Consider the following 14,691-nt stretch of genomic DNA (forward strand, 5'->3'; position numbering starts at 1 on the left):
GCTGATTCCAGTAGATTTTATATCTGCGAGTAAAATGAATAATTAGAATCAGTAAAAAAGTACTGTTTTTCCTTGATTTCTCAGTTTACGCTCCTTTCCTAAATTCACCATGGTACCATATTTACAGGAAAATTCAGGCGAAAGGACATGTATTAAATGAAGATTCTTGAAGTAAGTACGATTTTAGAAACTGCCGAAACGCGCCTTAAAGCCTACCAAACATTGAGAGAGCACATGGCTACATTGAAAAAACAGTTCAAAAAGATGGCAAACTTGGATGATGCCATGACAGGCAAAGGAGCTAACGCAATTAAAGCCTTCTATAAGGAACAAGCGACAGGGGCGGATCTGTGGCTGGACCTCATTGACATGAGAATCGCTTTTTTCAAAAATATTCCATCCACTATTGAAGCAGCAACATTTGATGACGATGCATATATCGAGGAATCTTATCTCGATAACGAACTGTATAATGGTCTAGTCAAAGCAGACGGTATTATAGAGGCACAGCAAAAAGAAATTAAATCAATTCTGAATTCTATTGATGACATTTTACCGCTGTCCCTCTTTGACAATTCCACAGTCACCGATAAACTGGATAAAGCAGATAAAAAACGAAAAAAAACGATTACACATCTGCATAACCTTGATGAGAAACTGAACAGTGATTACGAGGCCTCCGAAGTTGTAGAACATGAGGTTCGGGCATTTTTCGAAGCGCTGACCGGTGCCACCAGCAAAGGCGGAAGTACCAACCCAATAAGTTTTAATGCAAAAGCCTTTCACGAAACAGATGTTTATCAAAACAAAGCGGATATACACAAACAAGCTCAGCAGTTCATCAAAGCAAAAAAACAGGAAGAAATCGAGTATCTCAAGAAAAAACTCGACAAAACTACTGATCCTGATGAATACCTGAAAGTTGCAGAAAAGATTGGCACTGACAACCTGAGCGCTGAGCAATTACAATATTATTCAAGCATCGTTCAAATGAAAGCACAGCAGCAAACAGGAAAAATGCTTGTCGAAGGAGGAAAAGGTGTAATTGTCGGGCTTTGGGATGCCGGAAAGGATATCGTTACCGGTGCATGCGACCTCGCAGTCGGTGCTTACGATCTTGCTATATGGTCGTATAGAGCACAGGGCAAGATGGGCATCGAAGAACAAGTCAAAGCCGGACAGGAACTCCAAAATATCATTTATAGCGCTCCCGAAACTTTTGAATACATGGTCGATTCATTTAAAAAATCTTGGAACGACAATATGGTTCATGGTGATGTCTATAGCCGCTCCCACTACATCACCTACGCAGTTGCTTCCCTTTTTGGCGCCAAGGGACTCGGAAAAGTGGCATCTGCAACAAAAGCAGGGAAATTCGTGACAAAGGAAACAAAGGCTTTTGTGAACGATCATAAATCTATAGCAAAGAACATTACTGAAAAAGCAAAACCTTATTTCAAATTGCCAAGTAACAATCAACTAGAATCTGCAATACAAGGAGTTGGGAACATTGAAAGCCCTATTCCGAAACTAGAGAAGGGTTTTGATAAGAAACTTGAAAACTTTGTCAAGATTAATAGCAGCGACCATAGCAAATCAGGTGGCGTAGGACCAAATGAAAATTCTAAAATTACACGTGATATTAAAACCGTAGAGGAAGCACACCAATGGGGGAGCAAGTATTATGACGATTGGATTAAATCATTAACCCCAAGTGAACAAGAAGCAATTAAGCAATATACTGGTGATGATTATAAAAAAATAAATGATTATCTAAGAGGAATTAGTGATTCTTTAGATGGCATTGATTTAGATACAATCTATAATATAAAGAATGGGTTGGATAAAGCGCGAGTTCCACACAATTTACAAGTTTATAGAGGAACAGACCTAAGACCTTTAGAGTCATTAATTGAAATTAACAAATATGGAGACATTAATGCTGAATCATTAATTGGAAAGATTTTCAGAGACAATGGTTTTGTTAGTACAGCAATTGTTAAGGAATCATCCTTTGATCACATGGAAGTCTCATGGGAAATAAATGTTCCAGCAGGAACCAATGCAGCCTATCTCGGAAAGATAAGCCACTTTCCTAATGAAGCTGAGTTACTTTTAAATTTTGGGCAAGAGATGGTTATTAAAAGCGCACATGTTGATAGCAACAATAAGTTACATATTATTTTAGACTTAATTTAAGTGGGTGAAAAAATGAGAGGCAGAAGAATGATAGATAGATGGGAAGATGACAATAAGAGCTTTCTTAAACTTAATATAAAAAACAAAGTTCTTCCAACAATATACGGTGGCATTATAGGAGATATGTTAGGAGTCCCTGTTGAATTCAAAAAAAGAGGAGATTTTCATGTGCAGGATATGGTAGGATACGGCACCTATAATCAACCTCCTGGAACCTGGTCTGACGATACATCTCTGACCTTGTGCCTGATGGAGAATATGATTGAAAAAGGGAACATAAATGATTTAATGCAGAAATTTAAACTGTATCAAGATGAAGGTTACTGGACGCCGTATGGTGAAATGTTTGACATTGGCAGGACGACCGTTGAAGCAATTACCCGATTTAGGAAAGGTGTTCTGCCAGAAAAATGCGGCGGTCAGTCAGAATTTGATAACGGAAATGGAGCATTAATGAGAATTTCACCATTAGTGTTTATTTTGCATAAGGAATTCGATTTTGTGAAAAAAGCGGAGATGATCAAGAAATACACTGAAATAACCCATGCCCATCCGCGTGCTATAGTTGGTTCCATTATTTATGTAGAACTATTACTAAGGCTATATTATAACAATTCAATTGATACATCTTTAAGAGAAGTGAAAGAGCTTTTCGACGAGAATTTCAAAAAAGAACATATATACCATAAAGAGTTAACACATTATAAAAGAATTTTTGAAAAAAGCTTTTTGAATACACCAAGAGAAGAAATTCGATCAGACGGGTATGTCGTTCATACTTTAGAAGCGGCAATTTGGTGTTTCGGCACTACATCTTCATTTACCGAGGCTGTACTAACAGCAGTGAACTTAGGAGAAGATACTGATACTGTAGCATCAATAACAGGATCGATAGCAGGAATGTATTATAAGCTAGATGGGATCCCAGGAGATTGGTTAGAAAAAATAGCTCGTAAGCAAGATGTTGATAAATTAATAGAAGAATTTTATCAGTATTGTGCAGATAAAGCGATTATCGAGCAATATGGGGATATTTAGATTTACGTTAAAATACTTAATCATACAAGGTAACGAAAGCAGACCAATAACGGTCTGCTTTCTCTATTCCTAAACAGCAACATCATACAAGAAATCCCCCTAAATCATGCTACACTTAATCCAAGACCACCACACCGACAGGAGGCATCCCATGCAAAACGAAACCCGCACACTGCAGCTTGACCCACACCTTCATATAGAAGCCTACCGCTTCAAGGGAATTATGCAAAAATTCCCGAACCACTTTCACGATTATTATGTGATTGGATTTATTGAAAAAGGGCAACGGTATCTGGCCTGTCAGGATCAAGAATATATCATCAATCCAGGTGATCTTCTCCTCTTTAACCCCCGTGACACGCATAGCTGTGAACAGATTGACGGCCGGACGCTTGATTATCGGTGTATCAATGTCATGCCGGATATCATGGAGAAGGCGGTGAAAGAGATTACTGGCGCCGGGCATCTCCCTTATTTCTCCCAGCATGTGTTATTCCGCCATGAGCTGACAGCCAGCCTGCAGGAATTGCATATTTTGATATCCGAGGAAAAACAAGCTTTGCGTAAGGAGGAGCTGTTTCTTCATCTATTAGAGGAGCTGATCCGCCATTATTCAGATGTCACGTTCCTTAGCAGCGTTCCAGAACCATCAGACGAAGTCAAAATGGTTTGTGAATTTTTAGAAGAGCATTATGCCGAAAATGTTACACTCAATGATTTGAGTGAATTAACAGGCTGGAGCAAGTATCATTTATTGCGTTCATTTACAAAACAAAAAGGCATTACCCCTAATAGCTACATGGAAACAATCCGGATTAATCAAGCCAAAAAACTCCTTGAACAAGGGGTAAGACCGATTGATGCGGCATTTCAGACAGGATTCAGCGATCAGAGCCATATGACGAAGTTTTTTAAACGGCAGGTGGGGCTGACGCCGAAGCAATACATGAAGATTTTTGAAAAGGAGCTTCACAGATGAACATACAAAGAGAAACTTCGGGGCATATCGCAGCCATTGTGACCATTCTGATTTGGGGGACGACCTTTATTTCGACAAAAGTTCTGCTGGCTGACTTCTCTCCAATGGAAATATTATTTTATCGGTTTTTGATGGGCTTTATCGCTCTTATCCTCGTCCGTCCCAACATGATTCCGTTCAGAAATTGGCGGCAGGAGCTGTTGTTTGCCGGGGCTGGTTTATTTGGCGTAACCTTATACTTTCTATTAGAAAATATAGCTCTCACCTATACATACGCCTCCAATGTCGGCATGATCGTGTCCATTATACCGATGATCACTGCGGTTTTGGCCCATTTTCTGCTCGAAGGCGAAAAACTGCGTCTGACTTTTTTGATTGGATTTGTCTCGGCACTGATCGGGCTTTTATTGATTACGTTCAACGGCAATGTGGTACTGCGTCTAAATCCGCTCGGAGACATCATGGCAGCCGGGGCTGCTCTCGTGTTTGGCGGATACTCGATATTCATGAAAAAATTAAGCGCTTACGAATACCACATCATCGAGCTGACACAGAGAGTATTTTTGTATGGCCTATTATTTATGGTTCCCGCTTTATTTTTGTTCGACTTCCATTTTGACCTAAGCCGATTTTCATCTGCTTCAAATATACTCAACATGCTTTTCTTAGGGATTGGCGCTTCGGCCCTGTGCTTCGCCACTTGGAATTATTCAGTTGGCGTGCTCGGAGCCGTCAAATCCAGTGCGTATATATACATGGTCCCGGTTATCACAATCGCCGCCTCCGTCCTGGTCCTGCATGAAAACATGACATGGATCGCTCTTCTAGGAGGCGCCCTTACGCTTTTAGGCCTCTACATCTCGGAGATGAAACCGAAAGCGAAGCTGTTGGAGAACGGATGTAAAATGGATGCTTAACGGCATCCATTTTTTTATTTTGTCCTACGTTTGCCACCTATAAATGAACGCAATCTAACAAAGGAGGAATCGAAATGGTTGATGAAATGGTCTTAATCACACAGCAATGGCTGAACGATACGTACAGCGGCAAACATGGGTATAACCCAGTTGAAGAAAGCGGGAAAACTGGGTGGGATACGATCTACGGTCTGACTCGGGCGCTTCAAATTGAATTGGGTATCTCAGAGCCAGCCGATAACTTCGGGCCGACAACACAGCGCTTATTTAAGCCTCTTAAACGCCAAGCTCCAGATTCAAAACCAAGCAACATGAATTTTATTTTACAAGGGGCTTTATGGTGTAAAGGCTTTAATCCCGGCGGTTTTACAGGCGTCTTTTACGAAAAAACAGAAAATGCGGTAAAAGAATTTCAAAAAGCTGCCGGACTGACAACACAGGATGGGATTGTCACCACGTTAATTATGAAAGCCTTATTAGACATGAGCGCTTTTAAGCTGGTGTCTGGGGGTGATTCAAGAATTCGCCAGATTCAACAAAACTTAAATCGGGACTACAATGACTATATCGGGTTAATGCCTTGTGACGGACTGTATGGCCGCGATACAAATAAAGCTCTTATTTATGCCCTGCAAAAAGAAGAAGGCATGAGCACAAGTGTTGCCAATGGATTTTTCGGAAACGGCACCACAAGTTTGTGTCCTACTTTAACTCCCGGCGATTCAAGAACAGGATTTGTCTTAATTGTTCAGTACGCCCTCTATTGTAACGGAAAATCGTTCGATCCTGGTGAGTTTGACGGCAAATATGGTGTGGGTGTTGTTTCAGCTGTTAAAGCATTTCAAGAGTTCATGTGCCTGCCGCAAACAGGTTATGCAGATATGCCAACCATTAAAGCTTTATTATCAAGCTCAGGAGACACAACTCGCGCCGCTTCTGCTTGTGACACTGCTACAATTATAACCGCAGAAAAAGCTCAAACACTGCGGAATAACGGTTATAAAACGGTTGGCAGATATTTGACCGGAAATGTGCGGACAAGCAGCGGCCTCACATCAAAAGCCCTGACATCTAAAGAGCTTGCAGTTATTCTTGATGCCGGATTGAAGGTTTTCCCAATTTATCAAGACGGCGGCTATGAATCTTCTTATTTTGTCAAAGACCAAGGCACAAGAGATGCATATAGTGCCGCTTCTGCTGCTAGAAGATTAGGTTTTCCGTCAGGCACGACCATTTATTTCGCTGTCGATTTTGATGCATACGATTATGAAGTGACCGATAAAATCATTCCTTATTTCCAAGAGATTAAGTCAGCATTTACAAAAATGCAGACATTTTCAACCGCACCTAAGTATGAAATAGGGGTTTACGGACCAAGAAACATTTGTATCCGTACATCAGAAGCAGAACTGACAAAGTATAGTTTTGTGGCAAATATGTCAACAGGATTTAGCGGCAATCTCGGCTATCCGATGCCAAACAACTGGGCCTTTGATCAATTTTATGAAGGAACCATCGGAAGCGGTTCTGGAAGCATCGGAATTGATAAAGACGGATTTTCAGGAAGAGACTCAGGTGCAAGCAATGTAAATCCGCCGTCTGATCCGGTATATGATGCAAGGCTGCGTACACTGACAGACATTTTATCTACCATTCCGGCTTTAGAAAATCTAACAAGTTTGGCAAACGCGATGTTTGAATTTGATACGACAGAAACCATTTTCACATCACCTGAATTGGATATTATTCTATCAACTTCACTTTTGGCAACCATACCAAGTGAAGGTTCACCAAACACAATTACCATTACAAATGGTAAACCAGGTGCCTATATCACGGGTTTATTGGGCGACACTCAAACGTCTCTTACTGCGTCACAAATCGACTCTTATCAAAACCTTTTAAATAGTCTCAGCTTATCAGTACGCAACGGTTATTTGGAGGTTTATGTAAATCCAACAGCTGAATCTTTAAATATTCAAATTAAAATCTATACACCTGATATTCCAGTCGGTGACAATATCACAACTGGACTAACGACTACGATTACGTTTAAAATAAAACAGAAGCACTTTACTTTACCAGATACTGAGGAAGTATACTCACCAGATTGGGATACTATTGTCAACAACATGCTTGTGGTAGGTACAGGTATCTTAATTGTTGCTGGTATTGGTGCATTAGTATTAACGGTAGGTCCTGAAATGGGAGCTGCTGCAGTACTCTTCCGTACATTTTTAGCACTTTTTAAATAATATTGTTTCTCCATGAGTCCTGTAGGGATTCATGGAGTTCTTCTTAAAAAAGGGGGATACTGTATGAAAAGTAATATACATAAATATCAGGAGATCACAAAAAAAATAGAAACTGACTTGTACCCTATCAGTCAAAACGATAATGATTTACTTTCGTACCTAATGAAACAAGACTCTTTCACACTTAACCAAATGAAATTGTGTTTAATTGAACCACAGCTCACATTCAAACACACTGTCAAAATCGTATTTACAGTAACATTAATAACGTTATATATTTATTTTTTCAGTTCTCATTATAATGATTTAATAGAAATGGGTGTACAAATGTTTTTTGTGTTAATTGGCCTAATATGGGTATTTGGTGTTTACCCATTTTCAAGAAAAGTTCAAATTTCAGAACGCTTCAAACAAAAATCCGAAAACGCCCGCATAGTCGGTATGATCGACTTCGTATTAGAACAAAAATACAAAAAAAGCATCTCTGAATAATCCCAAATCAGAGATGCTTATCCTCTGCTCTCATCACTTCTCTACCACAGCCGCACTGTCACGCGTAACCGCAGCTGGCTCCCTCAGCATCATATTCATTACGCTCGCAAGCACGAGCATTCCAATCGACAAATAAAAAGCCAGTGTATACTCACCCGTTACCGTATAGATGACGCCGGGCACATACGCACCTAGTGCCGATCCGATCTGATGGGCGAGTGACAGCCAGCCAATCATGAGGCCGATCGAGTAGTTTTGAAAGTACTGGGTGGCGAGCATTTGAGTCGGTGCTACCGTTGCAAAGTCCACTAATCCAAACAGAATCGCAAAGGCTAAAAGCAAGTAGGGCTCGTGGCTGTAAATAAGAATCACGATCGACAGCGCCCGCACCGCATATAAAAAGCACAGGATTTTCCGGCTGCTCCACCGGTCCGCTACAATTCCGGACAGCAAGATGCCAGCAATATTAAAGCCTGCCAGCAGACTGACAGCAGCACTCGTGACTGTCGTTGAAAAGCCATGATCATGAGAAAACGGAATCAAATGGGTATCCATCAGCCCCACGGTCGTAAATCCACAGATCAAAAACGGAAAAATCAAGAACCAGAATTGCCTCATACGAAACATCCCGGCCACTGAAAGAGCTGTTGTTTTGGGTGCTGTTTCTTTTTCTGATGCAGCCAGTCCGCCTATCGGCTCTGTATTCTTTTCTGAAGGATTGTTCCGAAGCATCAGCAGCGCAGCCGGAAAGACAATCACGATTAACAGCAGTCCCAACACCACAACCGTCAGCTTCCAGCTAAACCAATGGATCAACATGAGTGAGCCGGGAACGAGAAGCATTTGCCCCGCGCCAAAGCCTGCTTCCATGATCCCAAAGGCTAGTCCCCGCTTTTTGCTGAACCAATTGACGACCAATACACTTGCCGCCACATTCGACGCTCCTCCCACTCCAAGCGAGACACCCAGCCCATAAAGCAAAAACAGCTGCCAAGGCGAAGTCACAAGGTATGTTAAGAAAATGCTGACTCCTGTCAGTAACGCACTCCATGCCAAAACAGCCCGGGCACCCCATTTGTCCACAAGCCGACCGATCACAGGCTGTGATATGCCATAAACAATAAAACTCATCGTCGAAATCAGCGAGATGGTGCTTCTATCCATTGAAAATTGCCGTTCCCACGGCTCCACAAACGCACCAAACGACAGCCGCACCCCCTGAACCGCCAATAAGATCAAAAAGGTGACGGAGACGATGATCCACGCATAATGCAGTCTTTTCATGACAGCTCCAAATCCCACCGTTCTTCTGTCAGCTGCTGTCCCCATAATGGCGCTTCTTGTTTTACTTCACTTATCCTGAATCCAAATTTTTCATAGAGCGGACGAGCCTCAGCCATGGTGCTCACCGTCCAAAGGAAAATGCGGTCAAACTTCATGTCTTGGCAGTATGCAACCAGATGCTCCAGCAATTGCGTGCCGAGCCCCCTGCCCCGAAAATCCGCATCAACCAGAAACCATCTGAGCTGGACTGTCTTTTCATCGTGCTTGACCAACCCGACAGAGCCGGCAAATTTCCCGCCGCTTTCCGCAATCCATATTTTTTCGATGTCAGCGTCAAATGTCTCCTGAAGATAAGCTAAAAACGTGTCATCCCAACCGTGAGCCTCCGCGTAAAATTGTCTTTGTTTCTCAATAAGGAGTTGAAGATCCTCCGAAAGAAAATAATCTCTTATCGATATCTCTGATGCTCTGGCAGAAAGCGACTGTGAAAGGATCGCTTCAATCTCTGCCATCGCCTCGGCAAGCTTGTGCTGCTCCTTTTGGTTGATTTCCTTCAGCATCAGTTCTACTTGTTCGTTGGCTTTCTCCTCCAGCTTTTTATAAATCGTTTTTCCTGTTTCTGTGACAAAAATATAATGTTGGCGGGCGTCATCTTTGCTCCTCTGTTTATAGATCAAATCTTCTTTTTCAAACTGCTTCACAATCCTGCTGACATATCCCCGGTCAAGCCCCAGCTTATCCTGAAGAGCTTTTGCCGTACAATTAGGCGTATTATAAATCTCAAATAAAATCCGTGTTTCTGTTAAGGAAAACGGGCTGTCGTAAATGTGCTCATTAAGGAAACCAAGGACGTTTGTATAAAATCGATTGAACTTTCTGAATTTTAATCCGACAGATGATTCTCTTGTTTTCAAATCAATCCCCACTTTCTAATATCGTTGACTAAGGCAATTATAATCACATATAGTTGCTTTAGTCAACGATATATTAGAAAGTGAGGTCTTTTTAATTTCCTGATTCCTTCCTTTTCCTTACCACAATCAATGTGATATAGGATAAAGCCAGAGAAACCAAGCTATAGACAACAGCCCATCCCAAAAATGATTGATTAAAAATGGTAAAGGTGAGCACAAGAGAAATCACCAAACTAAGCATTGGCATCAGATACGGGTTTTTACAAATACAGGTCCCGATAATCGATAGCAGCATAATTCCTAACGGTAAAATAAAGAATGCGATATCTAATTCATCCACCTTTAAACAGCCTCCCTCCAGATTTTTATGTTACTAGTAAAAAAATATAATTGCATTTAGTAAAAGGATAATATTTACTTCCCTAAGGCCCAATTTGAAAATTACCCGTTTACATTCGCTCCGGACTATGATAATTTAAGAAAGCGCTATCATGATAAGTTAATAGCTTGGATGGAGATGAGGAGAGCCAGGAATCCAACCCCTTTTGACAAGGGGTGTTTTCTGGCTCTTTTTGTTTTTCGGGAAAGGAGGCACGCCACACATCCAGCACAAACAGCAAAGGGGGATAATTATTAATGCTTAATATATTTAAACCGGCTCCTCATATTGAGAGACTGGATGATTCAAAGATGGATGCGGCATACAAACGGCTCAGGCTGCAAGTATTCATTGGTATTTTCATTGGCTACGCAGGCTACTACCTGCTGCGGAAAAACTTTGCCTTTGCCATTCCTTATCTGCAGGAACAGGGATTTTCGAAAACAGAACTGGGTTTGGTGCTGGCCGCTGTGTCCATTGCGTACGGCTTCAGCAAATTCATCATGGGAATGGTGTCTGACCGCTGTAATCCGAGATATTTTCTGGCGACAGGCCTATTTTTATCAGCAATCGTTAATATTCTATTCGTTTCAATGCCTTGGGTGACTTCGAGCGTCACCATCATGTTTATTTTTATGTTTATCAATGGATGGTTTCAAGGAATGGGCTGGCCGCCATGCGGCAGGACGATGGCCCATTGGTTCTCCATAAGTGAACGCGGCACAAAAATGTCGATCTGGAATGTCGCCCATAACATAGGCGGCGGTATTCTTGCTCCGCTTGTCACTCTTGGGATCGCGATGTTCGTCACTTGGAAAAGCGTGTTTTTCTTCCCTGCCATCATCGCCATTATCATTTCATTTTTAATTGTTTTATTGGTTCGTGATACGCCTCAATCCTGCGGACTCCCGCCAATTGAAGAGTATCGGAATGACTATCCAAAACACGCTTTTAAAAATCAGGAAAAAGAATTAACAACAAAAGAAATTCTTTTTCAATATGTGCTGAACAACAAATTTCTTTGGTACATCGCTTTTGCCAATGTATTTGTTTATTTCGTGCGATACGGCGTGGTTGACTGGGCGCCTACTTACTTAACAGAAGCCAAAGGCTTTTCTCCTGAAGACTCACGCTGGTCGTATTTTCTTTACGAATACGCAGGCATACCGGGAACGATCTTGTGCGGCTGGATCAGTGACCGATTCTTCAAAAGCCGCCGGGCACCGGCAGGCGTTTTGTTTATGGCGGGTGTTTTCATTGCCGTATTGGTGTACTGGCTGAATCCGGCCGGCAATCCGCTCGTGGACAATATCGCCCTGATCAGCATTGGCTTCTTAATCTACGGACCTGTTATGCTGATCGGCCTTCAAGCAATTGATCTAGCACCGAAAAAAGCAGCCGGAACTGCAGCCGGTTTGACCGGATTTTTCGGATATATCGGCGGATCCGCCTTCGCAAACGCCATTATGGGCTTTGTCGTGGACCGTTTTAACTGGAACGGCGGCTTTATCATGCTGATCTCATCCTGCATTCTTGCCATCGTCTTCTTGGCTTTGACGTGGAATACAGGAAAACGGGCAGAGCATGTTTAAGAAAGACACATAAAAGATTAATAGTTTTCCAACACGCCGTTTACATCCGTTTTTTAATATGAAAGACAGGTAGTGCTTATCTATAAGGAGGAGAAATCATGAGAAAAAATAAAATACTGGCCTTGTTTGTTCTGTCGCTGGGCTTACTCTTATTTATGGTAACGCCAGTGTCGGCAGCGTCAAAAGGAAACCTGCTGTCACCTGACCGTATCCTGACCGTCGCGCACAGAGGGGCTTCTGGATATGTGCCTGAGCACACGATTCTGTCTTACGAAACCGCTCAGAAAATGAAGGCTGATTATATTGAATTGGATCTGCAAATGACAAAAGACGGGAAATTGATTGTCATGCATGACGAAAAACTGGACCGCACCACAAACGGAACGGGCTGGGTGAAAGACCATACGCTCGCAGACATTAAGAAGCTTGACGCCGGTTCTTGGTTTAATGAAGCCTATCCGGAAAAAGCAAAGCCGCAGTACGTCAGCCTTAAAGTTCCTACATTAGAAGAGGTATTAGACCGTTTCGGAAAGCACGCGAACTACTACATTGAAACAAAATCGCCTGACACCTACCCAGGTATGGAAGAAAAACTGATCGCTTCTTTGCAGAAACATAAATTACTGGGGAAGCATTCTAAGCCAGGCCAGGTGATCATTCAATCGTTCAGCAAAGAAAGCCTGGTAAAAATCCATCAATTACAGCCAAACCTGCCGACCGTTCAATTGCTGGAAGCCAAACAAATGGCGTCAATGACAGATGCTGCCCTGGAAGAAATCAAAACATACGCTGTCGGTGCGGGCCCGGATTATAAAGCTTTAAATCAAGAAAACGTCCGTATGATCCGCAGCCACGGCCTCCTGCTTCATCCTTACACAGTCAATAATGAAGCTGATATGCATCGCCTGCTTGATTGGGGCGTAACAGGAGTGTTCACCAACTATCCTGATCTTTTCTACAAAGTAAAAAAGGGTTATTAAAAGCAAAAAACCTTGCGACAACTATCGCAAGGTTTTCTTCATATTTTATTCTTTTCCGGCAGCAGCTTCTGACTGTCCATTAAGCAGCTGAGAATTTATCTCTTTCGCATCCTTTAAGTATTCTGTCTGGTAGCCGCTCTTCAGCGCCCATACATAGAATACAAGTGATACCATCGCAATCAGAACCATATCCCAGCCATAATGAATGACATTCAGGCCGCCGAATTTATCACTGCCCAAATAAGAAATGACCATCATGGCCAGCAGATAAAACACCATCCAGACGCCGGCTTTGAAGTTTCGGCCAAACCCTTTCCATTTCGCCTTCGCCTGATAATAAAAATAAATCGGAAGACCGATCAGGATAATAAACAGAACCTGTCCTGTTAACGGCCAGCGCGCCCAATACAGCACCAGTGACGCAAAGATAAATCCAAGCGGGGCAATCACGTTCAAGCCTTTTAAACGAAGAGGCCTGTACAGGTCTTTCCCCGTCCGTCTCAATGTCATGACTGTGATCGGGCCGGTGATATAAGAAATTAACGTAGCAACGGAAATAATTTCCGCTAATACGCCCCACCCTCTGAACAGGAACAAAAAGATGAACGACACAATCAAGTTAAAGAACATTGCTTGTCGCGGAACGCCGTAAATCGGATGAAGCTTCCCGAATATACTCGGCATGTATTTGTTTTTTTCCATTCCGTAAATCATTCGGGACGTTGTCGCCGTATACGTAATCCCCGTTCCAGACGGTGATACAAATGCATCTGCATATAACACAATAACAAGCCAGTTAATATTCAGCGCAATCGCCAGATCAGCAAAAGGAGAATTAAAATTCAGATGGCTCCAGCCGTGAGCAATATCAGAAGGATTCACCGCTCCGATGAAGGCGATCTGCAGCAGGACATAAATCACTGTCGCAACGAAAAGAGAGCCAACAACCGCAATCGGGATTGATTTCCCCGGATTTTTTGCTTCACCCGCCATATTAATCGGGCTTTGGAAACCATTAAACGCAAAAACGATACCTGAAGTGGCAACCGCCGTCAGCACACTTGCCCAGCCATTCGGCGCAATGCTTTGACCGCCAGTAAAGTTTTCTCCGTGGAATCCGACAAACAGCAAAGCTCCAATCGTAAGACCCGGAATAATAATTTTAAAAATCGTAATTAATGAATTCGCTTTCGAAAATAGATTGACTGTCCAGTAGTTCAGCAGAAAATAAATGAGAAGCAATACAGAGGCAAATGCTAGTCCTTCCCCAGTCAGCGTTCCATTCTTCACCAAACCGCTTGTCCATTTCGCCCATTCCCATGGCCAAGAACTCATATATTGAACGGAGGCCACCGCTTCAACCGGAATGACGGACACAATCGCAATCCAGTTGGCCCAGCCCGCAATAAAACCGATAAACGAACCGTGTGAATATTGCGTATATTTTACCATTCCCCCCGCTTCAGGGAACATAGAACCTAGTTCACTATAAGAAAGAGCAATAAATAAAATGACGACCATTCCAATAACCCATGAAATAATAGCAGCTGGTCCTGCTATTTGAGCCGCACGCCAAGCCCCGAACAGCCAGCCTGAACCGATCATCGACCCGAGCCCGACCATCATGAGGGAAAACGTTCCCATTCTTCGATGCAATTGATT

At 42.4% G+C, this 14,691-nt stretch carries 12 protein-coding genes; 8 read left to right on the forward strand and 4 right to left on the reverse strand.

The genetic code is table 11. The features are described 5' to 3' along the window. Window positions 1-156: 156 nt before the first annotated feature. From RAC86_RS24655 to RAC86_RS24680, 6 genes are all read left to right on the forward strand, one after another. Window positions 157-2,199 carry a T7SS effector LXG polymorphic toxin gene (locus RAC86_RS24655; RefSeq protein WP_377886108.1) on the forward strand — a complete coding sequence of 681 codons (2,043 nt, stop codon included), beginning with the start codon at window positions 157-159 and terminating at the stop codon, window positions 2,197-2,199. A gap of 12 nt (window positions 2,200-2,211) precedes the next feature. Further along, a complete protein-coding gene (locus tag RAC86_RS24660; protein WP_015252933.1) occupies window positions 2,212-3,237 on the forward strand; it encodes an ADP-ribosylglycohydrolase family protein in 1,026 nt (341 codons plus the stop codon). 151 nt (window positions 3,238-3,388) lie between these two features. Then, window positions 3,389-4,216: an AraC family ligand binding domain-containing protein gene (locus RAC86_RS24665; protein WP_015382640.1), complete on the forward strand. Its 828-nt coding sequence runs from the start codon at window positions 3,389-3,391 to the stop codon at window positions 4,214-4,216. Continuing rightward, a complete protein-coding gene (locus tag RAC86_RS24670) occupies window positions 4,213-5,133 on the forward strand; it encodes a DMT family transporter (RefSeq protein ID WP_019712561.1) in 921 nt (306 codons plus the stop codon). Before RAC86_RS24665 ends, RAC86_RS24670 begins: the two co-directional genes overlap by 4 nt. Window positions 5,134-5,207: 74 nt before the next feature. Next, window positions 5,208-7,388 carry a glycoside hydrolase domain-containing protein gene (locus RAC86_RS24675; protein WP_033883176.1) on the forward strand — a complete coding sequence of 727 codons (2,181 nt, stop codon included), beginning with the start codon at window positions 5,208-5,210 and terminating at the stop codon, window positions 7,386-7,388. A gap of 63 nt (window positions 7,389-7,451) precedes the next feature. Further along, entirely contained in the window at window positions 7,452-7,880 is a 429-nt protein-coding gene (locus RAC86_RS24680) for a hypothetical protein (protein WP_029317250.1), read from the forward strand. 33 nt (window positions 7,881-7,913) lie between these two features. Here the strand turns inward: RAC86_RS24680 and RAC86_RS24685 are convergent, their stop codons facing one another. The 3 genes from RAC86_RS24685 to RAC86_RS24695 all read right to left on the reverse strand — a co-directional run bounded on the left by RAC86_RS24685 (window position 7,914) and on the right by RAC86_RS24695 (window position 10,418). Next, the gene (locus RAC86_RS24685; protein ID WP_087614845.1) at window positions 7,914-9,164 is read right to left on the reverse strand and encodes an MFS transporter; all 1,251 of its coding nucleotides are present in this window, start codon (window positions 9,162-9,164) and stop codon (window positions 7,914-7,916) included. Then, entirely contained in the window at window positions 9,161-10,078 is a 918-nt protein-coding gene (locus tag RAC86_RS24690) for a bifunctional helix-turn-helix transcriptional regulator/GNAT family N-acetyltransferase (RefSeq protein WP_122894972.1), read from the reverse strand. Before RAC86_RS24690 ends, RAC86_RS24685 begins: the two co-directional genes overlap by 4 nt. Window positions 10,079-10,169: 91 nt before the next feature. Then, a complete protein-coding gene (locus RAC86_RS24695; protein WP_087614234.1) occupies window positions 10,170-10,418 on the reverse strand; it encodes a YbeF family protein in 249 nt (82 codons plus the stop codon). Between the two features lie 296 nt (window positions 10,419-10,714). Here RAC86_RS24695 and glpT point away from each other — a divergent pair, with 296 nt between their 5' ends. Both glpT and RAC86_RS24705 read left to right on the forward strand, forming a co-directional pair. Beyond that, window positions 10,715-12,049, forward strand: coding sequence for a glycerol-3-phosphate transporter (glpT, locus tag RAC86_RS24700; protein ID WP_003246460.1), 1,335 nt, complete (start codon window positions 10,715-10,717; stop codon window positions 12,047-12,049). 98 nt (window positions 12,050-12,147) lie between these two features. Further along, window positions 12,148-13,029, forward strand: a complete 882-nt coding sequence (locus RAC86_RS24705; protein ID WP_377886109.1) for a glycerophosphodiester phosphodiesterase — start codon at window positions 12,148-12,150, stop codon at window positions 13,027-13,029. A gap of 45 nt (window positions 13,030-13,074) precedes the next feature. Here the strand turns inward: RAC86_RS24705 and RAC86_RS24710 are convergent. Next, window positions 13,075-14,691, reverse strand: a 1,617-nt coding sequence (locus RAC86_RS24710; RefSeq protein WP_377886110.1) for a glutamate/serine transporter AimA, incomplete at its 5' end; no start/stop codon positions are given.

It is taken from the genome of Bacillus sp. LR_5, from assembly GCF_042709275.1.

Bases quoted from the DNA above. Each gene is read 5' to 3' on its own strand.
- RAC86_RS24670 (WP_019712561.1), top strand. From the start codon at position 4,213: ATGAACATACAAAGAGAAACTTCGGGGCATATCGCAGCCATTGTGACC.
- RAC86_RS24660 (WP_015252933.1), top strand. From the start codon at position 2,212: ATGAGAGGCAGAAGAATGATAGATAGATGGGAAGATGACAATAAGAGC.
- RAC86_RS24705 (WP_377886109.1), top strand. From the start codon at position 12,148: ATGAGAAAAAATAAAATACTGGCCTTGTTTGTTCTGTCGCTGGGCTTA.
- RAC86_RS24685 (WP_087614845.1), bottom strand. From the start codon at position 9,164: ATGAAAAGACTGCATTATGCGTGGATCATCGTCTCCGTCACCTTTTTG.
- glpT (WP_003246460.1), top strand. From the start codon at position 10,715: ATGCTTAATATATTTAAACCGGCTCCTCATATTGAGAGACTGGATGAT.
- RAC86_RS24665 (WP_015382640.1), top strand. From the start codon at position 3,389: ATGCAAAACGAAACCCGCACACTGCAGCTTGACCCACACCTTCATATA.
- RAC86_RS24680 (WP_029317250.1), top strand. From the start codon at position 7,452: ATGAAAAGTAATATACATAAATATCAGGAGATCACAAAAAAAATAGAA.
- RAC86_RS24675 (WP_033883176.1), top strand. From the start codon at position 5,208: ATGGTTGATGAAATGGTCTTAATCACACAGCAATGGCTGAACGATACG.
- RAC86_RS24655 (WP_377886108.1), top strand. From the start codon at position 157: ATGAAGATTCTTGAAGTAAGTACGATTTTAGAAACTGCCGAAACGCGC.